15 protein-coding genes are annotated in these 22,291 nt (G+C 69.6%); 9 read left to right on the top strand and 6 right to left on the bottom strand.

Going from position 1 to position 22,291, the window contains the following annotated elements; translation table 11 throughout:
* Window positions 1–126 precede the first annotated feature (126 nt).
* Complete coding sequence (locus OG788_RS35405; RefSeq protein ID WP_406375125.1) at window positions 127–999, top strand: LysR substrate-binding domain-containing protein; 873 nt, start codon at window positions 127–129, stop codon at window positions 997–999.
* Window positions 1,000–1,027: 28 nt separating this feature from the next.
* On the opposite strand, the gene OG788_RS35400 is transcribed toward OG788_RS35405, so the two are convergent.
* Window positions 1,028–2,005: an Lrp/AsnC family transcriptional regulator gene (locus OG788_RS35400; protein ID WP_406375124.1), complete on the bottom strand. Its 978-nt coding sequence runs from the start codon at window positions 2,003–2,005 to the stop codon at window positions 1,028–1,030.
* Window positions 2,006–2,141: 136 nt separating this feature from the next.
* Between OG788_RS35400 and OG788_RS35395 the strand changes: the two genes are divergently transcribed.
* The 4 genes from OG788_RS35395 (at window position 2,142) to OG788_RS35380 (ending at window position 7,791) form a co-directional block, all read left to right on the top strand.
* A complete protein-coding gene (locus OG788_RS35395; protein ID WP_406375123.1) occupies window positions 2,142–3,626 on the top strand; it encodes an MFS transporter in 1,485 nt (494 codons plus the stop codon).
* A 399-nt stretch (window positions 3,627–4,025) separates the two neighbouring features.
* Window positions 4,026–5,852 (top strand): AMP-dependent synthetase/ligase, encoded by a 1,827-nt coding sequence (locus tag OG788_RS35390; RefSeq protein WP_406375122.1) that lies wholly within the window; start codon window positions 4,026–4,028, stop codon window positions 5,850–5,852.
* 273 nt (window positions 5,853–6,125) lie between these two features.
* On the top strand, window positions 6,126–6,917 hold the full coding sequence (locus tag OG788_RS35385; RefSeq protein ID WP_406376932.1) for an aldo/keto reductase: 792 nt from the start codon (window positions 6,126–6,128) through the stop codon (window positions 6,915–6,917).
* A 178-nt stretch (window positions 6,918–7,095) separates the two neighbouring features.
* Complete coding sequence (locus OG788_RS35380; RefSeq protein ID WP_406375121.1) at window positions 7,096–7,791, top strand: glycoside hydrolase family 75 protein; 696 nt, start codon at window positions 7,096–7,098, stop codon at window positions 7,789–7,791.
* 48 nt (window positions 7,792–7,839) lie between these two features.
* Here the strand turns inward: OG788_RS35380 and OG788_RS35375 are convergent, their stop codons facing one another.
* A complete protein-coding gene (locus tag OG788_RS35375; protein ID WP_351544186.1) occupies window positions 7,840–8,541 on the bottom strand; it encodes an SDR family oxidoreductase in 702 nt (233 codons plus the stop codon).
* 115 nt (window positions 8,542–8,656) lie between these two features.
* The gene (locus tag OG788_RS35370) at window positions 8,657–9,604 is read right to left on the bottom strand and encodes a class I SAM-dependent methyltransferase (RefSeq protein WP_406375120.1); all 948 of its coding nucleotides are present in this window, start codon (window positions 9,602–9,604) and stop codon (window positions 8,657–8,659) included.
* 139 nt (window positions 9,605–9,743) lie between these two features.
* Between OG788_RS35370 and OG788_RS35365 the strand changes: the two genes are divergently transcribed.
* Window positions 9,744–10,514, top strand: coding sequence for a phytanoyl-CoA dioxygenase family protein (locus OG788_RS35365; RefSeq protein WP_406375119.1), 771 nt, complete (start codon window positions 9,744–9,746; stop codon window positions 10,512–10,514).
* A gap of 29 nt (window positions 10,515–10,543) precedes the next feature.
* Here OG788_RS35365 and OG788_RS35360 read toward each other — a convergent pair whose 3' ends face one another.
* Both OG788_RS35360 and OG788_RS35355 read right to left on the bottom strand, forming a co-directional pair.
* Window positions 10,544–12,253 carry a glycoside hydrolase family 6 protein gene (locus OG788_RS35360; RefSeq protein ID WP_406375118.1) on the bottom strand — a complete coding sequence of 570 codons (1,710 nt, stop codon included), beginning with the start codon at window positions 12,251–12,253 and terminating at the stop codon, window positions 10,544–10,546.
* Between the two features lie 11 nt (window positions 12,254–12,264).
* Window positions 12,265–13,743, bottom strand: coding sequence for a cellulase family glycosylhydrolase (locus OG788_RS35355; protein WP_406375117.1), 1,479 nt, complete (start codon window positions 13,741–13,743; stop codon window positions 12,265–12,267).
* Window positions 13,744–13,998: 255 nt separating this feature from the next.
* On the opposite strand from OG788_RS35355, the gene OG788_RS35350 reads away from it, so the two are divergent.
* From OG788_RS35350 to OG788_RS35340, 3 genes are all read left to right on the top strand, one after another.
* Window positions 13,999–16,923 carry a glycoside hydrolase family 48 protein gene (locus OG788_RS35350; protein WP_406375116.1) on the top strand — a complete coding sequence of 975 codons (2,925 nt, stop codon included), beginning with the start codon at window positions 13,999–14,001 and terminating at the stop codon, window positions 16,921–16,923.
* A 215-nt stretch (window positions 16,924–17,138) separates the two neighbouring features.
* Complete coding sequence (locus tag OG788_RS35345) at window positions 17,139–19,796, top strand: cellulose binding domain-containing protein (RefSeq protein WP_406375114.1); 2,658 nt, start codon at window positions 17,139–17,141, stop codon at window positions 19,794–19,796.
* A gap of 370 nt (window positions 19,797–20,166) precedes the next feature.
* Entirely contained in the window at window positions 20,167–20,799 is a 633-nt protein-coding gene (locus tag OG788_RS35340; protein WP_406375112.1) for a hypothetical protein, read from the top strand.
* A 110-nt stretch (window positions 20,800–20,909) separates the two neighbouring features.
* On the opposite strand, the gene OG788_RS35335 is transcribed toward OG788_RS35340, so the two are convergent.
* On the bottom strand, window positions 20,910–22,046 hold the full coding sequence (locus OG788_RS35335) for a pentapeptide repeat-containing protein (RefSeq protein ID WP_406375111.1): 1,137 nt from the start codon (window positions 22,044–22,046) through the stop codon (window positions 20,910–20,912).
* Window positions 22,047–22,291: the final 245 nt, after the last annotated feature.

Genomic DNA, 22,291 nt, shown 5'->3' with positions numbered 1-22,291 from the left:
GCTCGGTTCGGTGCGGCTGTTCGTCCTTGAGCGGGTCGTGCCCTCTCCATCGTCCTCTCCCGGGTCGCGATCGGGAATCCGTCATACCACTCTGACTGTCATCACGTTTCGCGATAGCGTGGCGCCATGTACGACCCTTCCCAGCTGCGGACATTCCTGGCGGTGGCCCAGACGCTGAGCTTCACTCAGGCGGCCCGGCGGCTGGGGGTGCGCCAGTCCACGGTCAGCCAGCATGTGCGGCGTCTGGAGGACGCGGCCGGGCGGCAGTTGTTCTCGCGCGACACGCACTCCGTCGAGCTCACCGAGGACGGCGAGGCGATGCTCGGGTTCGCGCGGCGGATCCTGGAGGTGCAGGAGCAGGCGGCGGCGTTCTTCGCCGGGACACGGCTGCGCGGGCGGCTGCGCTTCGGCGCGTCCGAGGACTTCGTGCTGACCCGGCTGCCGGAGATCCTGGAGGGCTTCCGCTCCGACCATCCCGATGTGGACCTGGAGCTGACGGTCGAACTGTCCGGCACCCTCCACGAACAGCTTGCCGCCGGTCATCTGGATCTGGTGCTGGCGAAGCGTCGGCCCGAGGACCCGCGCGGTGAACTCGTCTGGCACGACCGCCTGGTGTGGATCGGCGCCCAGCGGCTGCGGCTGGACCCGGACCGCCCGGTGCCGCTGATCGTCTACCCTCCCCCGGGCATCACGCGGGCGCTCGCCCTCGAAGCCCTGGAGCGCCAGGGCAGGCCGTGGCGCATCGCCTGCACCAGCGGCAGCCTCAACGGCCTGCTCGCGGCGGCCCGCGCGGGTCTCGGGGTGATGGCCCACTCACGGGGGCTCGTGCCGCCCGGTCTGGTCCGGGTACCGGAGCGGGCGGGGCTCCCGGAGCTCGGCGAGGTCGACTTCGTGCTGGTGCACGGCCGTCGGCGGCCGTCCGCGCAAGGGGCCGCGGACGCGCTCGCGGCGGCGATCCTGGCGGGCGGCGACCGGCTGCACCGGGGACGACGGGACTAGCGTCCGCCGAGGCCGGCACCCCGCGGCCTCAGCGGAGCTTCGCGTACGTGAGTTGCTTGACCCGGCGCATGAACGGCGTCGTCTCGACGTACTGGACGCCGTCGAGACGGCCGAGCGGGCCGCTCAGGTACGCGTAGAGACCGGCCGTGTCGGGGACGACCACGGTGACGACGATATTGGAGGGGCCCGCCGTCGCGGAGGCGAAGGCGATCTCGTCGTGGGTCGCCAGGGCCTGTCCGACGGAGTGCAGGGCGGCGGGGGCCGCGGTGATCCACAGACAGGCGGCGAGGCCGTAGCCGAGGTGCTCCGAGTGGTACTCGACGTCGACGTACACGGCTCCGGATGCCAGCAGTGCGGCGAGACGGCGCTTGACGGCGGACTCGGAACGCCCGGTCGCGCGCTGCAGCTCCGGGTAGGTGGCTCGGCCGTCGCGTTCGAGCGCGGCGACCAGTGGTTCGTCCTCGGGGTCGATCCTGGCCGGACCGCTCGCCTCGGACCGCTCGGGGCGCAGGGCGGCGATCTGGTCGCCGGTCAGCGCCGCGAACTTGCCGATCCAACCGTCGGGGCCGCCGAAGAAGCGGTGGATCAGCTGGTGGGCCCGGATCTCCATGATCTTCGGGGTGCGCGGAAGCTTGCCGAGCAGCAGGTCGTCGTGGTCGGCGGGGCTGCGCGGGCGGGTCATGCAGACCACCTCGGTGCCGCCCGAGGCGAGGCCGACCCAGGCGGTGTCGGGACGTTGGGCCAGGGCGTCCGCGATGGCGGTGGCACTGTCGGGCGCGCAGCGCAGCCGCAGCATCCAGTGGTCCTGACCGAGCCGCTGCGCGTCGCGGACCGCGACGACCCGGAGTCCGGCCTCGGCGCACAGCTTGCGGTAGCGCCGGGCGATCGTCTGGTCGGAGGCGCCCAGCACCTCGCCGATCCGGCTGAAGGAGGCCCGCCCGTTGATCTCCAGAGCGGCCAGCAGTCGCAGATCGAGCAGGTCGAGATCGTGGGATTCCAGTTCCATGAGGCCCACCCCTGTCGGATTCCGTCGATCCGGCACCCGAAACCATGGTGATCGACCGGTTCGGCCCCATCGTACGCAGACAGGTCGGGCGACACACATCCGACCGACGCGATCCGTGGCACAGGGAGATGAGGACATGCGTACATGGGGGCCGCTCACGGCGGTGTGCCTGGGGACGTTCATGTTGCTGCTGGACGTGACGATCGTCGTCGTCGCGCTGCCGGACATGGCGCGGGCGCTGCACACGTCCCTGAGCGATCTGCAGTGGGTGATCGACGGATACGCGCTCGCGCTGGCGGCGCTGCTGATGGGGGCGGGGGCCGCCGCCGACGTGCTGGGCCGGCGCCGCGTGCATGTGGCGGGCGTCGTGGTCTTCGCGGCGGCCTCGCTGTGGTGCGGGCTCGCGACCGGCCCGGGGATGCTGGTGGCTGCTCGGGCGGTGCAGGGCGTGGGCGCGGCGGCGATGCTCGCCACGACGCTGCCGCTGCTCGGCTCGGTCTACCAGGGGCGGCAGCGGTCGGCGGCGCTCGGGGTGTGGGGCGCGGTCAGCGGCGGCGCGGCGGCGGTCGGCCCGGTGCTGGGCGGGCTGCTGACCGAGGGGCCCGGCTGGCGGTGGATCTTCTTCGTGAACCTGCCGGTGAGCGTGGCTGCGGTGTGGCTGACGCTGAAGGTGGTGCCGGAGTCGCGGGGAGCGCGCGGGACGCGGATCGACTGGGCCGGCACGGTGACGTTCGCCTGCTTCGTCGGCGCGACGACGTACGCGGTGGTGCGGGCCGGCTCCGACGGCTGGACGTCGACGACGACCACCGGCTCGTTCGCCTTCGCGGCGCTGGCGCTCGCCGCCTTCGTGCTCGTCGAGCGGCGGGTGGCGCGTCCCCTCCTGGACCTGGCGCTGCTGCGCGAGCCCGCCTTCGTGGGCGTGATGCTGGGCGCGCTCGCCTTCAACGGAGCGGCGTTCGGCGTCATCCCGTACCTCTCGATCTGGATGCAGACGCTGCTGGACATGAGCCCCGTGCGCGGCGGGCTCACGCTGCTGCCGATGACGGGCGCCTCGGTGGTGGTCGCGATCCTCGCCGGGAAGCTGCTGCACGGGGTTCCGGCGCGGCTGACGATCGGCGGCGGGCTCCTGCTGATCGGCTCGGGGGGCTTCTGCCAGGCCGTCCTCGACGCGGGCGCGCACTGGACGGTGCTGGTGCCGGGGCTGGTGCTCGTCGGGATCGGTGTCGGGCTGGTCTCCCCGGCGCTGGCGGGCGCCGCGCTCGCCGCCGTACCCCCGGAGCGGGCGGGCATGGCGGGCGGCGCGGTCAACACGGTCCGGCAGCTCGGGTACGCGCTCGGGGTCGCCGTGTTCGGCACGGTCCTGACCTCACGCATGCAGGACACGGTGTCGCACGACGCCGCCCACACGCTGGCGAGCGGGGGCGCCGGGGCGCTGCGGGGCGCGGTCTCCGAGCACACACTGCGGGCCGCCTTCGCCTCCGGGCTCGACACGGCGTCGGTGGCGGCCGGCGTGACGGGGATGGTCGGCGGCGCACTCGTCCTGGCGCTCGTCCGGACACCGCGCGCCGCGGCGGCCGCGGCCCCGACACCGGCCGAGGCGGCGACGGCGCCTCGCGCATGACACGGGCAGGGCAGGGCCGGTCCCGGAACCACCGGGACCGGCCGCCCGGCCGCTCGGCCGCCCGGCCGCTCGGCTGCCGAGACGACACCGCGGCCGGGAGCTGGGAAGCTGGCTTCGGACGAGGCTCGCCCGACCCCGGAATCAGAGACTCCGAATCCATCGGAGGCGGGCTCTCACATGCCGACGCCGGGTCGTACAGATTCCGTGGAGATTACGGACCCGAACCCTACGGAACCTACGGAACCGTAAGGAATTCTGTCCGACCCTTCCCCTTGTGCGGGCATTTCCCCGGCTGACCAGTGGGGACGCCGCACCGCTCGACAGCTCGACCCCCCTCCCGTCCGGTCGAACGGTGGGGTAGCTTTCACGGCGCTGTGCGGAGCGCCACGAGGAGCGGTATTGCGCGAGTTCACCAACCCCCCGTTGGCGTCGGCGCCGCCGGTGGGCGGCCTGGCCGACGTCGTGTTCGAGCATGCCCAGGAAGACCCGCTCCACATCGCGCTCGGCCGCAAGGACGAGCAGGGACAGTGGCGCGACGTCACCTCGGCCGAGTTCCGGGACGAGGTCCTGGCGCTCGCCAAGGGCCTGCTCTCCCAGGGCATCCGCTTCGGCGACCGGGTCGCCATCATGTGCCCCACCCGCTACGAGTGGACCCTCTTCGACTTCGCCCTGTGGACGATCGGCGCCCAGGTCGTGCCCATCTACCCCACCTCCTCGGCCGAGCAGGTCTTCTGGATGCTGCACGACGCCCAGGTGTCGGCGGTCATGGTGGAGCACGAGGACCATGCGATGACCGTCGCCACCGTCGTCGACCGGCTGCCCCAGCTGCACAAGCTGTGGCAGCTCGACGTGGGCGCCGTGCACGAGCTGTACGAGGCGGGCGCGCACCTCGACGACGAGGTGGTCCACCGGCACCGCCGCGCGGTCACCCCCGAATCGACCGCGACGATCATCTACACCTCGGGCACCACCGGCCGCCCCAAGGGCTGCGTCATCTCGCACGCGAACTTCATGTTCGAGGCGGACACCGTCATCGAACGCTGGGAGCCCGTCTTCCACTCCAAGCGCGGTGACGAGGCGGCCACCCTGCTGTTCCTGCCGCTCGCCCATGTCTTCGGGCGGATGGTGCAGGTCGCCGCGTTCCGCGGGAAGGTCAAGTTCGGGCACCAGCCGCAGCTGAACGCGGCCGCGCTGCTGCCGGACCTGGCCGCCTTCCGGCCCACCTTCTTCCTGGCCGTGCCGTACATCTTCGAGAAGGTCTTCAACGCCGCCCGCCGCAAGGCCGAGAAGGAGGGCAGGTCCGGCCCCTTCGAGAAGGCGATCGACGTGGCCGTGCGCTACGCGGACGCGATCGAGGCCAAGGCCTGGGGCATCGGCCCCGGCCCCTCGGCGAGCCTGCGCATGCAGCACCAGGTCTTCGACAAGCTCGTCTACTCCAAGGTGCGGGCCGCGATGGGCGGCCGGGTCAGACACGCGATGTCGGGCGGCTCGGCGATGGACCGGCGGCTCGGGCTGTTCTTCGCCGGCGCGGGCGTCATCATCTACGAGGGGTACGGGCTCACCGAGTCGACCGCCGCCGCGACCGCCAACCCGCCGGAACTCACCCGGTTCGGCACCGTCGGGCAGGCGATCCCGGGCACCACGGTGCACATCGCGGACGACGGCGAGATCTGGCTGCACGGCGGCAATGTGTTCCAGGGCTACCTCAACAACGACAAGGCCACCGACGCCACCCTGCACGACGGCTGGCTCGCCACCGGCGACCTCGGGTCCCTGGACGAGGACGGCTACCTCACGATCACCGGGCGCAAGAAGGAGATCCTGGTGACCTCCGGCGGCAAGAGCGTCTCGCCGGGGGTGCTGGAGGAGCGGGTGCGTGACCATCCGCTGGTCGCGCAGTGCATCGTGGTCGGCAACGACCGGCCGTACATCGCCGCGCTCGTCACCCTCGACTCCGAGGCCGTCGAGCACTGGCTCCAGATGCGCGGCAAGCCACAGCTGTCCGCGGGCGATCTGGTGCGCGACCCCGATCTGGAGACCGAGGTGCGGCGCGCCGTGGTCGCCGCGAACACCCTGGTCTCGCAGGCGGAGTCGATCCGTACCTTCCGGATACTGGCCAACCAGTTCACCGAGGAGCACGGGCTCCTGACCCCGTCGCTGAAGCTGAAGCGCAAGGCGATCGAGAAGGCGTACTCGGCGGAGGTCGAGGCGCTCTACCAGGCGTAGTGCCGGACCCCGATTCCTCCGATGTCTCCTGAATGCCGGTTCCGGGCCGGAGGGGGACAGCGGGCTGCGCGGGGACACATCCACGGCTGGGTCGACCGTGCGGATGTGATTGATCGGACCCATTTCGGCCAATCTGCGATTCCTCTGACCGGAAGCACGGTCAGGAATGCATCACGGCCCGTGATCGTTGACGATACGAAGACCATCCGACGACTGAAGGATCGAGAGCTCGTGAGCAAGGTCCCCCCGACAATCCTGAACAACGGCGTCGAGATGCCGCAGCTGGGCTTCGGCGTCTGGCAGGTGCCGGACGACGAGGCGGAGCGAGCGGTCGCCACCGCGCTGGAGTCCGGGTACCGCAGCATCGACACCGCGGCGATCTACGGCAACGAAGAAGGCACCGGCAAGGCCATCAGCGCCTCCGGCATCGCCCGCGAGGAGCTCTTCGTCACCACCAAGCTCTGGAACAGCGACCAGGGGTACGACTCGGCGCTGCGCGCCTTCGACACCTCGCTGGAGAAGCTCGGCCTGGACTACGTCGACCTCTATCTGATCCACTGGCCGACGCCGTCCCGGGGCACGTACGTCGACACGTACAAGGCCTTCGAGAAGATCTACGCGGACGGCCGCGCCAAGGCCATCGGCACCTCGAACTTCCTCCCGGAGCACCTGGCGCAGCTGATCGACGCGACGTCCGTCATCCCGGCCGTCAACCAGATCGAGCTGCACCCGCACCTCCAGCAGCGCGCGGCCCGTGAGTACCACGCCGAGCAGGGCATCGCGACCGAGGCCTGGTCGCCGCTCGGCCAGGGCAAGGGCCTCCTGGAGGTCCCGGCGATCGTCGCCATCGCCCAGAAGCACGGCCGCACCCCGGCCCAGATCGTCCTGCGCTGGCACCTCCAGCTGGGCACCGTCGTGATCCCGAAGTCCGTGACCCCGTCGCGGATCAAGGAGAACATCGACGTCTTCGACTTCTCCCTCGACACCGAGGACATCGCGGCGATCTCGGCACTGAACGAGGACCGCCGGCTGGGCCCGGATCCGGCCACGTTCGACATCGGCTGACCGACAGCCGCCCGCACCACCCGCCGGCCCGGATGCGCTGACCGCATCCGGGCCGGCGGCCTTTTCGCGCACCTGGACCGGACCAACTCCGCGGAAAGTCTTGACGCGGTCATGCAAGCAGGGCCACCTTGTACGCCAACCCGGTAAGGAAAGTTTCCTAACAGAAGGGTCCCCCACAGTGCGCACTCGAACACTGACCCTGTCCGCGGCCGCCTGCGCGGCACTGCTCGCCACCGCCACGCTCGCGGCCGGCGCCTCGGCCACCGCCAACCCCCGCTCGGCACAGGAGGGTTCGGTCAGCGCGGCCGCTCTCCTCGCCAAGGTGACGTCCTGCTCGCAGATATCGAGCGGCAAGTACAGGACCGACGAGGAGACTTCGGCCACCGTCCCCGTCTGCGGCAAGAACGGCGCCGTGTTCTGGAAGGCCGACATGGACATCGACTGCGACGGCCAGGTCACCGCCAAGTGCAACGGCGACACCGACCCCTGGTTCCAGGACGACACCGCGTTCCACCAGTCCAACGGCAAGGCGCTGCGCGCCGACTCGCTGCCCTACGTCGTCGTGCCGAGCACCAGCAGCATCTGGAAGTACACGAGTTCGGGCATCAAGGGTGGCGGCGTGGTCGCCGTGATCTACAACGGCAAGGTCGAGTACGCGGTGGTCGGCGACACCGGACCGACGCAGATCATCGGCGAGGCGTCGTACGCCACGGCGAGCGCGCTCGGTATCGACCCCGACCCCGAGACGGGTGGGACCGACTCGGGCGTGACGTACATCCTGTTCAAGAACGCGCAGGTGTCCCCCATCGAGAGCCACAGCGCGGCCGTGTCGCTCGGGGACTCGCTGGCCAGGCAGTTCATCCAGAACAACTGAGGACCTGCCCGGCGGGGGGCGCGCGCGGCACCCCCCGCCGGGCACGGCTCAGACGGGCTGGCCGATCGGGCGCACGACCAGGGTGTTCACGTCGACGCCCGTCGGCTGCCCGACCGCCCAGACGATCGAGTCGGCGAGCTGCTCCGCCGTCAGCAGCTGCCCCGGCGGCAGGCTGCCGTAGCTGTCCCAGAACGGGGTCTCCACGCGGCCGGGCGAGATCAGGGTCACGCCCACGCCGTACTCGGTGACCTGGCGCCTGGTGTTCTCGGCGAGCCCGGTCACGGCCCACTTGGTCGCGCCGTAGATGTTGCCGGGTGTGTTCACATGCCCGGCGACACTGCCGATGAGCACGATGCGGCCACGGGTCTCCTTCAGCGCGTCGATGGACGCCCTGATGAGCAGCGCGGGCCCCAGCACATTGGTCAGCACCATCTCGGACCAGCCTGCGGGGTCGCCCTCGGCGACCGTGTCATGGGTGGCGAAACCGGCGTTGGCGACGACGGTGTCGAGCCGGCCGAACTCCTTGAGCGTCGCCTCGACCGCCGCCCGCACCTGGTCGTACTCGGCCGCGTGGCCGACGACCGTCAACAGCCCCTCGGGGTTGCCGAGTTCCTCGGCGAAACCACGCAGCCGCTCCGCACCGCGACCGGTGACAGCCACCCGCTGCCCGGCATCGAGCAGCCGACGGGCGACCGCGGCTCCGATACCGCTTCCGCCTCCGGTGATCAGCGCGACAGGAGAATCGGTCATGGTCTACCCCCAGGAGTGTCCGGCCGGCCGCGGGCCGACTGTACGGCGAACTCGGGGAGTTCATCACTTGGAGCACGCTCGATGTCAAGGCCGACCGTGCGTGCGCGGCACTCGGCTACTCCGGCTTCACGCCCACGTACACCGTCATCGCCGTCAGGACGAACACGTCCGTGCGGTGGTGCACGCCCGCCTTGTCGTCCGGGTCCAGGAGCCGGTCGAGGGTGGCGAGGTCCTCCGGGTCGAGTCCTTCCGCGAGGCCGTTCCGCCGGTGGGTGAGGGCGGTGACGACGAAGGCGCGGGCCTCGTCCGAGAGCGGGGCGGGAAGGTCGAGGAGGAACGTGCGGGTCGCCATGTGGCGCAGACCGACGGCGGTGAGCAGGGCGGGCCAGTCCTCCGTCTCCTCCACCGATCCGGGCAGCTCGGACCGCATCCGGGTGAACCACTCGTCGTGCACCGCGTCGATGCGGGCCTGGAGGCCGGGCCGGCCGATGCCGATGTCGCGCGGGAGGAACCGCGTGGGCAGGCCGCCCTCGAGAAGCGCGAGGGTGCCGCCGGGCGCCAGGCTCCGGACGAAGCCCTCGAGGGCGGCCCGCTGGTCGCCGACATGGTGCAGCGACCTGCTGGCCCACAGCAGGTCGGCGGGGTACTCCACGTCACCGATACCGTCGGAGAGTTCGGCCTCGACGGTGCTGAAGCGGTCGGCGAGGCCGAGCCGCTCGGCGCGGGCGCGGGCCTCCGCCAGCAGAGGCTCCGCACCGTCCACGGCGACGACCCGCGCACCGGGGAACTTCTCGGCGAGCAGGCAGGAGATGACGCCCGGACCGCTGCCCGCGTCCACGATCAGCTCCGGCTCGGGCCGCTGCTCCCGCAGCCAGTCGGCCGCCTCGACGTACGCCGGGGTGAACAGCTCCGCCTCCTGCACCAGCATGGGCAGCATCTGGGAGAAATCCATCTGGGTGTGATCGTGCCCGTGGCCCTGCGCGGGGCCGTGGCCGTGATCCTGCGCCGGGCCGTGGTGGTGTTCCCGGCCGGGGCGGGGGCCGCGGTCGTGGTCCTGTGCCATGGGACAAGCCTCTCTCTCGGAATGAGGACAGCGTGCTCCGCCACTCCCGGAAACGGCCAGCCGTGTTGCTCGAACGGCAAAAGAGGGACCGCCGGAAAACCGGATGCGCCCACCGGGGCCTGTCATCGAGCATGACCCCATGGACGACGTCATGGTGGAGCGTTTCCTCGAGGACGGCTTCGTGCGGATCGAGGGCGCCTTCCCGCCACGGGTCGCCGCGGACTGCGCCCGGCTGCTGTGGAAGGAGACGGGCTGCGCGCCGGACGACCCCGCCACCTGGACCGAGCCCGTGCGCTGGATCTCCGGCATGGCCCAGGGCCCCTTCGCCGCGGCCGTCAACTCGCCCGCCCTGCACGACGCGTTCGACCTGCTGCTCGGCGAGGGCCGCTGGGAACCGCGCTACTCGCTGGGCAGCTTCCCGCTGCGTTTCCCGCACGAGGAGGAGCCGGACGACGCGGGCTGGCACATCGAGGGAAGCTACCTGCCCGAGGGCGCGACCTGGTACCACACCAACCTCCGGTCCAAGGGGCGCGCGCTGCTGATGCTGTTCCTGTTCAGCGAGGTGGGTCCCGAGGACGCCCCGACGCGTATCCGGGTCGGCTCGCACCTGGACCTGCCGCCGCTCCTGGAGCCGTACGGGGAGGAGGGTGTCTCGGGCCTGGACCTCGCGCCGCGGCTGGTCGAGGCGTCGGCGCACCGGCCGGTCGCGTACGCCACCGGCCGCCCCGGCGACGTCTACCTGTGCCATCCCTTCCTGGTGCACGCGGCGCAGCCGCACCACGGGAGCCGGCCGCGGTTCATGGCGCAGCCGCCGCTGCTTCCGGCGGTCCCCTGTGAACTGGAGCGGGCCGACGGGGACTACTCGGCGGTGGAGTTCGCGATCCGCCAGGGGCTGGGGAAGGGGAACTGACCCCTGGCGGACCGCTCGCGGTCAGCCGGTCACAGCGCCGGGTACGCGTTCTTCATGAGCTCCTGGAACTGGGCGGAGAACCAGTGGCCGGAGAGCGGGGCGTTCGCCAGCGCGCCGGAGAGGCTGTTCCCGTTACGTGCGTTGCCCGTGTACGTGGGGTCGCACATCCGGTCGAAGCCCTTGCCCTCGTCGTTCGCGATGGCCGAGCTGGAGCCGTCGGACTCGCCCGGAGGCTTCATCCACACATAGGCGTCGATGCCGGTCGCCGGTGCCGACTGCGGACGCTCGCCGAGACCCGCGCCCGACTGGTTGCACCAGTTGCCCATGTGGATACGACGGTCGTAGCGCCCTCCGTCGACGTAGGTGTCCACGCTCGTCGTCGCGCCGGGACCGGTGGGCCGCGCCGTGCCGCCCCAGCCGTTCCTGGAGGTGTCGATCAGCATGCCGATACCGGAGTCGAAGCCGACCGAGACGAGCTGGTTGCGGAAGGCCTGGGCGTAGGACAACTCGTCGACGTAGCGGTTCCAGTCGACCCATTTGGACTGGCGCACGGAGGTGCCGTTCACCGAGTCGTTGATGGTGAAGTTGTTCTCCTTCAGGGCGCTGTAGTTCGCCGTGTTGGTGATGAACCCGTGCACGTCGCCGACCGTCGCGCCCTCACTGGTGGCGGCCTGCTTGAACAGGGTCGCCGAGGGGCCGAAGTTGTCGTCCCAGCCGAGCCAGCCGTGGTGACCGGCGTCGATGTAGTTGTAGACGTTGGGGATCGCGCCGAGCTTGGCCAGCGCGTAGCCGACGCCCTTCACGTAGTTGCCGTTGGCGAGCATGGTGTCGCACGCGGGTGTGGCGGTGGCGCGGCTGCCGGTGTTGGTGACGAGGTTCGGCAGCGAGTCGATCTCGATGGTCGTGACGATGCGCAGCGCCGCGTACTTGCTGTCGGAGAGGATCGCCGCGATCGGGTCGATGAACTGCGTCTTGTACTTGTCGATCTCCGTCGGGCCGAGTTCGCCGTTGGAGGCGAGGGCGGCGCAGTCGCGTCCGGGCAGGTCGTAGACGACGAGTTGGACGACCTCTTCGCCGCTGCCCTTCTGGGCGAGCGCCGCGTCGAGGTGGGCGCGCAGACCCATGCTGGTGGACGAGCCGTTGATCGCGGCGATCCGGTCGAGCCAGACGCCGGTGGGCTGGTTGGAGATCCGGCTGCCCCCGGTCTCGGCGGCGGCCTTCGCCGACCATTCCGGGTTCACGTAGACCTTGGCGCCGGCGTACGGGTTGTCGACCTTGCCGGAGGGGTCGGGGTCGGTGCCGCCTCCGCCGCCGCTGCCGTCGTCGACATTGCAGGTCACTCCGTCGAGTGTGAAGGCAGTAGGGAGGGCGTTGGTGCCGCTGTAGGAGGCGTTGAAGCCGAAGCTGGTCGAACTCCCGGTTCCCAGCGTGCCGTTGTACGACTCGTTGGCCGCGGTGACGGCCGTCCCGCTCTGGCTGATCTTCGCGTTCCAGCCGGAGGTGACCTTCTGGTTCCCGGCGTACGACCACTTGACCGCCCAGGAGGACTTGGCGGCGCCGTTGTTGGTGACCGTGACGGCGGCGGTGAAGCCGGTGTCCCACTGGTTCTGCACCTTGTAGTCGACGGTGCAGGGGACGGCGGCGACGGCGTCGACGTCCGCGGGGACCGCCGCGGCGGCTCCCGATCCCGCGGCGATCAGGGCGAGTGCCCCGAGAAGTGCTGTTCTTGCACGGCTCATGTGCGGGTTCCTTATCCGTTGAGGGCGCGCAGGTGGTCGCGCAGCCCGATGCCGTACGCGGTCGGTGTTCCGTCGTAGTTCGAGATCAGCGACGGACCGGAGGAACAGTCCCAGGTGTTCCAGGTCCAGCCGAGGTAGGAGAGGCCCCGGTCGTCGAACCACTTCATGACGGTGTCGACGAAGGAGTGGGAGCAGGTGTTCTCCCCGATCTCCCCTGCCACCAGGGGTACTTGGGCGGCGACGGGAGCGAGTGTCGAGTTCCAGCAGCTCTCGCTCGCACAGGTGTTGAAGTTGTAGACGTGGTACGCGGCGACGAGATTGCCGGTCGGATCACTGGGCCGGTACGTCAGCCACTGGCTCAGGTCGTTGGAGTACGCGAGCCCGCCGGCCAGGATCAGGTTCTTTGCGCCGGTGCCGCGTACCGCGTCGACCAGGTCCTGCATTCCGGCGACCTCGTAGGAGATGCCGGGGCAGGTGCCGCCGTCGCGCCAGCAGGTCCACGCCTGGGTGGTCGTGGAGGTCGCGCGGTCCGGGTAGGGCTCGTTGAACAGGTCGAACGCGACGGCCGGGTCGTCCTTGAAGGTGCTCGCGACCGAGGCCCAGAAGGACGGCGTGTACTGCGCGTCGGGCATCGGCTTCTGGCAGGTGGCGTGCACGTCGGAGCAGCCCGCCGAGTTGCCGGTGTACTGGCCGTAGGTCCAGTGCAGTTCGACGAGCGGGGTCATGCCGTTCGCCTCGACCTTGGCCACCAGGTCCTTGACCGCGGCGATGTAGTTGGCGCCGGCGTACTCCGGTTTGATGTTGGAAAGGCCCAGCCAGCACTCCTCGTTGAGCGGGATGCGGACCGTGTTGGCCTTCCAGTCGGCGATCGCCTTGACCGCGGCGGCGTCGACGGGACCGTCGAAGAAGCCGTAGCCCTGGACGCACATGAACTCGCCGCCGGAGCGGTTGACGCCGAGCATCCTGCGGGTGGCTCCCGCGGAGTCGACCAGCTTGTTGCCCGAGACGTGCAGTTTCGGCGCCTCACCGCCGGTCGGCGGCGGGTCGGTCGGGGTGGGCGTGGGCGTCGGGTCGACGTCCACATTGCAGGCGGTGCCGTTGAGCTTGAAGGCCGTCGGCACCGCGTTGCTCCCCGACCAGGAAGCGAGGAACCCGGCGCTGACGCTCGCGCCGGTGCCCAGCGAGCCGTTCCAGCTCTCGTTGGACGCGGTCACCGTCGTACCGGACTGGGACCACTTGGCGCTCCAGCCCTGGGTGACCTTCTGGCCGCCGGAGAAGTCGAAGCCGAGGCTCCAACTGCTCAGTGCGGCCATGTTGTTGGTGATTTTCACGGCGGCCTGGAAGCCGGTGTCCCACTGACCGGTGACCGAGTACTCCACCGTGCACGCGGGCGTGGCTCCGGAAGCCGTGACGACCGGCGCGATCGCGGTGCCCACCAGGGCGACCGCGGCGCCGATCACTAAAAGAGACAAACGCGGGGGGTGACGCATGAAGCGACTCCTTGCAGCTCTGGCGCGCCGTGATCGACGCGTCGACTGGTGGAACCGCTCCCACTGGTGCGGAAGAAGCTAGCGCCAAGTGCCGGGCTTGGACAGAGGAGTCGCACTGTTGATCAATCGAATCATTTCGACTCTTCAAGCACCTTGACCCCTCACACCCCCATCTCCAATATGGGAGCGCTCCCACTGGTTCAAGGCTTGTTGCTCCTCCCCCCATTCTCCGAGCCGCAAGGAGGAACCAGCACCATGCATCCCAGCCCACGATGGAGACGTCGTCGCAGCTCGCGGCGCCTGTGGACCGCCGTAGTGGCGGCCCTCGCCCTCCCGCTCACGACTCTGGCGACCGGTACGACTCCCGCACACGCGGCCACGGTTCAGTGCAGCGTCGACTACAAGACCAACGACTGGGGCTCCGGTTTCACCGCGGACCTGACGATCACCAACCGGGGCACGGACGCCATCAACGGCTGGACCCTGACGTACGACTACACCGGCAACCAGACCCTCACCAACGGCTGGAACGGGACCTGGTCCCAGTCCGGCAAGACGGTCACCGCGAAGAACGCGGCGTGGAACGGGACGATCGCCGCCGGAGCCGCCGTGACCGCCGGAGCGCAGTTCACCTACAGCAGCAGCAACACCGCCCCCACCTCCTACGCGGTCAACGGCACCACCTGCGCCGGCGCCCACCAGCCGCCGATCACCGTGCTGACCAGCCCCGCCGCGGGTGCCGTCTACACCCAGGGCGACGCGGTCCCGCTGGCCGCGACCGCGGCGGCGGCCGACGGGGCGACCATCGGCAAGGTCGAGTTCTACGACGACACGACCCTGCTCGGCACCGACACCAGCTCGCCGTACACCCTGTCGGCCTCCGGCCTGGCCGTGGGCAGTCACTCGCTCCTGGCGAAGGCGTACGACAGCCTGGGCGCGTCGGCGGATTCCACACCGGTCGGCATCACCGTCGCCTCGGGCCCCGCCGTGGTCGCGTCGCCCACCCAACTCGGCGTCCAGCAGGGCAAGTCGGGGACCTTCGGGGTGAAGCTCTCGACCCAGCCGAGCGCGAACGTGACGGTGGGTGTGAGCCGAACCGACGGCAACACCGGCCTGTCCGTCACCGGCGGTTCCAGCCTGACGTTCACCCCGTCCAACTGGAACACCGCCCAGACGGTGACCATCGGCGCCGATGCCTCGGGCACGGGATCCGCGACCTTCACGGCCTCGGCGACCGGGCACGCCAAGGCCACCGTCACCGTGACGGAACTGGCCGCCTCGAAGGCGTACGACGCGCGCTTCCTGGACCTCTACGGCAAGATCACCAACCCGGCGAACGGCTACTTCTCCCCCGAGGGCATCCCGTACCACTCGGTGGAGACGCTGATCGTCGAGGCCCCGGACCAGGGACACGAGACGACGTCGGAGGCGTACAGCTATCTGATCTGGCTCCAGGCGATGTACGGGAAGGTCACCGGCGACTGGTCGAAGTTCAACGCCGCGTGGACGACCATGGAGACGTACATGATCCCCACGCACGCCGACCAGCCGACGAACTCCTACTACAACGCCTCCAAGCCGGCCACCTACGCGCCCGAGCTGGACACTCCGAACGAGTACCCGGCCAAGCTCGACACCGGTGTCTCGGTCGGTCCGGACCCGATCGCCTCCGAGCTGAAGAGCGCGTACGGCACGGACGACGTGTACGGCATGCACTGGCTCCAGGACGTGGACAACACCTACGGCTACGGCAATGAGCCCGGCAAGTGCGAGGCGGGTCCGACCGCCACCGGCCCGTCGTACATCAACACCTTCCAGCGCGGTGTGCAGGAATCGGTGTGGGAGACCGTGCCGCAGCCGACCTGCGACGCATTCAAGTACGGCGGCAAGAACGGGTACTTGGACCTCTTCACCGGGGACTCCTCGTACGCGAAGCAGTGGAAGTACACGGACGCCCCGGACGCCGACGCGCGTGCGGTGCAGGCCGCGTACTGGGCCGACCTGTGGGCCAAGGCCCAGGGCAAGAGCGCTGACGTCTCGGCCACGGTCGGCAAGGCCGCGAAGATGGGCGACTATCTCCGCTACGCCATGTACGACAAGTACTTCAAGAAAATAGGCAGTTGCGTCGGTCCGTCGACGTGCCCGGCGGGTACCGGCAAGGACGCGTCGCACTATCTGCTGTCCTGGTACTACGCCTGGGGCGGCGCGACCGACACCTCGGCGGGCTGGGCCTGGCGCATCGGCTCCAGCCACACCCACGGCGGCTACCAGAACCCGCTGGCCGCCTACGCGCTCAGCACCAACGCCGACCTGAAGCCCAAGTCGGCCACGGGCGCCTCGGACTGGGCCACCTCGCTGACCCGCCAACTGGAGTTCTACCGCTGGCTCCAGTCGAACGAGGGCGCCATCGCCGGCGGCGCGACCAACAGCTGGGCCGGCCGCTACGCGACACCTCCGACCGGGACGCCGACCTTCTACGGCATGTACTACGACCAGCAGCCGGTCTACCACGACCCGCCGTCCAACCAGTGGTTCGGCTTCCAGGCGTGGTCCATGGAGCGCGTCGCCGAGTACTACCAGCAGACCGGGAACGCGAGCGCCAAGGCGGTCCTCGACAAGTGGGTCTCATGGGCGCTGTCCAAGACCACGATCAATCCGGACGGCACCTACCAGATCCCCTCCACACTCCAGTGGTCCGGTGCCCCGGACACCTGGAACGCGTCGAGTCCCGGCGCCAACAGCGGACTTCACGTCACCGTCGCCGACTACACGAACGACGTCGGGGTGGCCGCCGCGTACGCCAAGACCCTGTCGTACTACGCCGCCAAGTCCGGCAACACCCAGGCGAAGACGACGGCGAAGGCGCTTCTGGACGGCATGTGGAGCAACTACCAGGACGGTCTGGGCATAGCCGTCCCCGAGACCCGCGCCGACTACAACCGCTTCGACGACAGCGTGTACGTACCGAGCGGCTGGACCGGCACCATGCCGAACGGTGACGCGGTCAACTCCTCGTCGACGTTCGCCTCGTTGCGGTCCTTCTACAAGAACGACCCGGCCTGGTCGAAGATCGAGAGCTATCTGGCGGGCGGCGCCGCGCCCTCCTTCACCTATCACCGGTTCTGGGCGCAGGCGGACATCGCCCTCGCCATGGGCTCGTACGCGGAGCTTCTCGAATAGTCCCCGCTGTGGCTCCGGGTACGCGGCCCTGTCCCTGACGGCAGGGCCACCGGCCGGGCGGTCCTCACCCGCACTGAGGACCGCCCGGCCATCACGCTTTTCCCCTTCCCCTCGCTTTCCCCTCTCGCCCCTCCCCACCCCACCCCTCCCCACCCCACCCCTCCCCACCCCTCGCCTCCCCTCCTTCCCCCATCGCTCCCGGAGAGGACCCCACCGTGCGAAGAACCCGCATCCTCACGGCCGTGCTCGCCCTCGCCGCCGGACTACTGGCCGGCACCCCGCCCGCACTGGCCGCGAACTCACCCGAGGAGACAGCCACAGCTTTCGCGGCCGACACCTACACCTGGAAGAACGCCCGCGTCGACGGCGGCGGCTTCGTCCCCGGCATCGTCTTCAACCGCTCCGAGAAGAATCTCGCCTACGCCCGTACGGACATCGGCGGCGCCTACCGCTGGGTCCAGTCGACGAAGAGCTGGACCCCGCTGCTCGACTCGGTCGGCTGGAACGAGTGGGGCCACACCGGCGTCGTCAGCCTCGCCTCCGACTCCGTCGACCCGGACAAGGTGTACGCGGCGGTCGGCACCTACACCAACAGCTGGGACCCGACCGACGGGGCCGTCCTGCGCTCCGCCGACCGGGGCGCGAGCTGGCAGAAGGCCGACCTGCCCTTCAAGCTGGGCGGCAACATGCCCGGACGTGGCATGGGCGAGCGGCTGGCCGTCGACCCCAACAGGAACAGCGTGCTGTATCTCGGCGCGCCCAGCGGCAAGGGCCTGTGGCGGTCCACGGACTCCGGCGCGAGCTGGTCGCAGGTCACCGCCTTCCCCAACGTCGGCAACTACGTGCAGGACGCGACCGACACCAGCGGCTACGCCTCCGACAACCAGGGCATCGTCTGGGTCACCTTCGACGAGTCGACCGGCTCCGCGGGAAACACGACACAGACGATCTATGTGGGGGTCGCCGACCAGGACAACGCGGTCTACCGCTCGACGGACGGCGGTGCGACCTGGTCCCGGCTCGCGGGTCAGCCCACCGGCCATCTCGCCCACAAGGGCGTCCTCGACGCGGCGAACGGCTACCTGTATCTCGCCTACAGCGACAAGGGCGGCCCGTACGACGGCGGCAAGGGCCAGTTGTGGCGGTACGCGACCCGGACCGGTACCTGGACGGACATCAGCCCCGTCGCGGAGGCCGACACCTACTACGGCTTCAGCGGACTGACCATCGACCGGCAGCATCCCGGCACCGTGATGGCGACGGCGTACAGCTCCTGGTGGCCGGACACCCAGATCTTCCGGACCACGGACAGCGGCGGCACCTGGACGAAGGCGTGGGACTACACGTCGTACCCGAACCGCTCGAACCGCTACACGATGGACGTCTCGTCCGTGCCCTGGCTGACGTTCGGCGCGAACCCCTCACCCCCCGAGCAGACCCCCAAACTCGGCTGGATGACCGAGGGGCTGGAGATCGACCCGTTCGACTCGGCCCGGATGATGTACGGGACGGGCGCGACGGTCTACGGCACCGAGAACCTCACCGCCTGGGACAGCGGAGGCCAGTTCACCGTCAAGCCCATGGTCCAGGGCCTGGAGGAGACGGCCGTCAACGACCTCGCCTCTCCCCCGTCGGGTGCCCCGCTGCTCAGCGCGCTCGGTGACATCGGCGGCTTCCGGCACACGGATCTCACCAAGGTCCCGTCGATGATGTACACCTCGCCGAACCTCACCTCCACGACCAGCCTCGACTACGCGGAGACCAGCCCGAACACGGTGGTCCGGGTCGGCAACCTCGACTCCGGCCCGCACATCGGCTTCTCGACGGACAACGGCGCCAACTGGTTCGCGGGCAGCGACCCTTCGGGGGTCACCGGCGGCGGGACGGTCGCCGCGGCCTCGGACGGCAGCCGCTTCGTGTGGAGCCCGGCGGGCACCGGGGTGCAGTACACCACGGGGTTCGGTACGTCGTGGTCCGCGTCCAGCGGTATCCCCTCCGGCGCCGTCGTAGAGTCGGACCGGGTCGACCCGAAGACCTTCTACGGCTTCAAGTCGGGCAAGTTCTACGTCAGTTCGGACGGCGGTGCGACCTTCACGGCGTCCTCGGCCGGCAACCTGCCCAGCGGGGACAGCGTGCGCTTCAAGGCGCTGCCCGGCAGCAAGGGCGACGTGTGGCTCGCGGGCGGCGCGAGCGACGGCGCGTACGGCCTGTGGCACTCGACGGACGGCGGCGCGAGTTTCACCAAGCTGTCGAACGTCGAGCAGGCCGACACCGTCGGCTTCGGCAAGGCGGCGACCGGCGCCTCGTACCAGACGCTCTACACCAGCGCGAAGATCGGGGGCGTACGCGGGATCTTCCGCTCGACGGACAAGGGAGTGAGCTGGACGCGTATCAACGACGACGCCCACCAGTGGGGTTGGACGGGCGCGGCCATCACCGGGGACCCGCGGATCTACGGGCGGGTGTACGTCGCGACGAACGGGCGCGGGATCGTCTACGGCGACAGCTCGGACACCGGGGGCGGCGGCACGGATCCGACGCCCACACCGACGGGAGCCTGCACCGTGACGTACAGGATCACGAACCAGTGGTCGGGCGGCTTCCAGGCCGACGTGTCCCTCACCAACACCGGCTCCGCCGCCTGGACCGGCTGGACCCTGGGCTGGACCTTCCCGGACGGTCAGAAGATCACCCAGCTCTGGAACGCCGACCACACGCAGTCGGGAGCGGCGGTGACAGCGAGGAACGTCACCTGGAACGCCAACGTGGCGGCGGGTTCATCGGTGAGCTTCGGCTTCACGGGAAGCTGGACGGGGGCGAACACGAAGCCGACGTCGTTCAAGTCGGGAAGCGAGACCTGCACGGTGAGTTGACCTCGCCTTCGCTCGCCATCGGGGGTGCGTGTCCGGCAGGGGCGCACCCCGCGTTCCCTTCCTGCCGAACCGGGCGTGGGACGCACTCCGGCGGCTGACGAGGCCGTCCTCCACGTGAGCGGACATGCGTCGGGGAGTTGCAACCTCTGCATGGCCCAGCTGAACAGCGGACTGCTCGGCGGTTGGGACTAGACGACACCACCCTGTGCCCCGTCTCTCTCCGAGGACGGGGCACAGCCGCGTCACGGGTCGGGTCGGGTCGGGTCGGGTCGGGCACCATCGCACTGTCACGAAGGAGTCACTTCGTCCGCTTCCCCACCGCGTATGGTCTAGCGTATTCCGCCTGTACCAGGACCACTCGGGGGAATCTGTGCGTACCAGGATCATCAGCGCCATCCTGCTCACCGTCTCGGCGGGCAGCCTCGTAGCCTGCCAGCCGACCGACGGCACGAAGTCCAGCGGCACGGCGGTGCCGACGGTGGCGGGGTCGGCGGCGAACGACGACAAGCCCACCGCGGCGGAGCGGAAGAAGGTGCCCGCCTTCGTGGGCATGGGCCTGCAGTCCGCGCAGGACGCGGCGCAGGAACAGGGCTTCTACTCGCTGAGGTCGCACGACGCGCTCGGCAGGGGCCGCATGCAGGCCTTCGACCGCAACTGGAAGGTGTGCAGCCAGAACTACAAGGCAGGAAAGACGATCCCCGTCGACACGACGCTCGACTTCGGGTCCGTGAAGGTCGAAGAGACCTGCCCGGCGAAGGACGAGCAGGCGCCGTCCGCAGCCGGCGGAAGGATGCCGGACTTCAAGGGAAAGTCGGTGAAGGCGGCGCGGGCCGCTCTCGACGGCGCCACGTCGATCGACGTCAAGGACGCCGGCGGGCAGGACCGTTGGGTCCTGATCGAATCCAACTGGCAGGTGTGCGCGCAGACCCCGACGGCAGGTGCGGCAATGACCGGGCAGCCGGTGACCCTCACTGCGGTCAAGTTCGGTGAGTCCTGTCCGTAGAACGGCGGAACGCCCCTCGCCGCCTGCCGAAGCAGGAGCGGGGTGTCGTCACCGTCGGCCACTCATAGAGCTACCGGCCCGGAGATCAGCGCCGTCACTGCGTCGCCGTTCTACGGGACGCCTTCGCCTGCTGGTGGAGGCGGCTTCCTGCCGTTGTCTCGGATCATCTCGCATTCGGTGATGCGAGCCACGATGCGAGGGTCGGCCGCTATTGCTTCGGGGAGCCTTGTCGAGTGATAGATGCGTGCCTTGCAGACTTGTTCAGGCGTGAGGCCCGTGGCCGTGTCGAGACGTGTTTCACTGAGGTAGGCGTCGTCGAGCCTCGCTCCTGCCATGTGCGCTCTCCGCAGTCGCGCTCTCGTCAGGAGCGCTCCACTGAGGTCCGCCGAACGGAGGTTCACACCTTCCATGTTCGCGTCGCTCAGCCGGGCCCATTTCATGTAGGCGAGTGTCAGATCGGCTTCCTTGAGCTGAGTGTCATCGAGGACGGCACGACGCAGTTGCGCGTTCATCAGCTTCGCCTCGCGCAGGTTGGCCCCTCGCATGACCGCGCCTTGCAGTTGCGTGCCAGTCAGGTTGACTTCGGTCAGGTTGGTGTACGGCAGTTCGATACCGCGTAGGTCGGCTCGGTCCTGGCCAGTCGTCCAGTTTCGCCCCACCACGTTGAGGGCGGCGCGGACGTCTGCCGGAAGGGCAGTGACGTGTACCTCTCTGGGGTCGGATGTGGCAGGGATTCTCGGTTCGAAGGCTGCTTCGGAGTCGTCAGGAACCTTCGGTGTTTTGTCTCGCGCGAAGGCCGACAGGACTTCGGTTGCGGTCCCACGATCCCGCTCTGAGTCCTTCATGATGCGTTCGAGTGCGTAGATGCCTCCGAGCCGTTCGTGGAGCTTGTCGGAAGCCAGCAGCTTCACGGCCTCCACGTACCTGCCCGTCACCTGGTCCTCGCGGGTGAGATCTGCTTGTTCACGGTCCTTCCTGACGGTGTGCTGGTGGTTCTGGTGGGTGTACCGGAGGCCGAGTGCCGTGAGGATGCCGGCGACGATCGCGACGAGCACCGTTCGGAAGCCGGTGATGATGATTCCGGCACTGGAGACCAGGTTGCCCTTGGCATCTCTCAGGCGGCTGCCTTCAATCCACCAGGGCCCCCAGATGAGGGCGGCGAGGAAGGCTCCGGCGCCTACGATGCCGGCGGCCCAACCCCACCACGGCAGCCCGCGGTTGGCGGTAGCGTCGTTCTCCGTCGTCATGGCGGGATGATGTCCGTTCGCGACCTGCGGCATGCGGCGAGCAGCTGCTTTCAGAGGCAGAGTTGAGGTTCCGCGAAACCATCGCCGAACAGGGCTGTCCGGGTGCCACCGACAGCGTGACGAAACGGCATCGCGGCTGCTCACGGACCGGCCGGGTTGTCAGTGGCTCGGGTTACGGTGCGGTGGATGGGCCGGACGGAGATCGTGAGGGACTCGCGGCCATGGGGGGTGGGTCGCACAGGCCC

The organism is Streptomyces sp. NBC_00647, from assembly GCF_045207245.1.
GTDB lineage: Bacteria > Actinomycetota > Actinomycetes > Streptomycetales > Streptomycetaceae > Streptomyces.
Note: the sequence above shows the minus strand (reverse complement) of the source record. Positions and strands in the feature narration are given on the sequence as shown.

Coding starts and splice junctions, on each gene's coding strand:
- OG788_RS35405 (WP_406375125.1), top strand. CDS start 127: ATGTACGACCCTTCCCAGCTGCGGACATTCCTGGCGGTGGCCCAGACG.
- OG788_RS35370 (WP_406375120.1), bottom strand. CDS start 9,604: ATGGCACAGGACCACGACCGCGGCCCCCGCCCCGGCCGGGAACACCAC.
- OG788_RS35375 (WP_351544186.1), bottom strand. CDS start 8,541: ATGACCGATTCTCCTGTCGCGCTGATCACCGGAGGCGGAAGCGGTATC.
- OG788_RS35400 (WP_406375124.1), bottom strand. CDS start 2,005: ATGGAACTGGAATCCCACGATCTCGACCTGCTCGATCTGCGACTGCTG.
- OG788_RS35350 (WP_406375116.1), top strand. CDS start 13,999: ATGCATCCCAGCCCACGATGGAGACGTCGTCGCAGCTCGCGGCGCCTG.
- OG788_RS35385 (WP_406376932.1), top strand. CDS start 6,126: ATGCCGCAGCTGGGCTTCGGCGTCTGGCAGGTGCCGGACGACGAGGCG.
- OG788_RS35395 (WP_406375123.1), top strand. CDS start 2,142: ATGCGTACATGGGGGCCGCTCACGGCGGTGTGCCTGGGGACGTTCATG.
- OG788_RS35365 (WP_406375119.1), top strand. CDS start 9,744: ATGGACGACGTCATGGTGGAGCGTTTCCTCGAGGACGGCTTCGTGCGG.
- OG788_RS35355 (WP_406375117.1), bottom strand. CDS start 13,743: ATGCGTCACCCCCCGCGTTTGTCTCTTTTAGTGATCGGCGCCGCGGTC.
- OG788_RS35335 (WP_406375111.1), bottom strand. CDS start 22,046: ATGACGACGGAGAACGACGCTACCGCCAACCGCGGGCTGCCGTGGTGG.
- OG788_RS35360 (WP_406375118.1), bottom strand. CDS start 12,253: ATGAGCCGTGCAAGAACAGCACTTCTCGGGGCACTCGCCCTGATCGCC.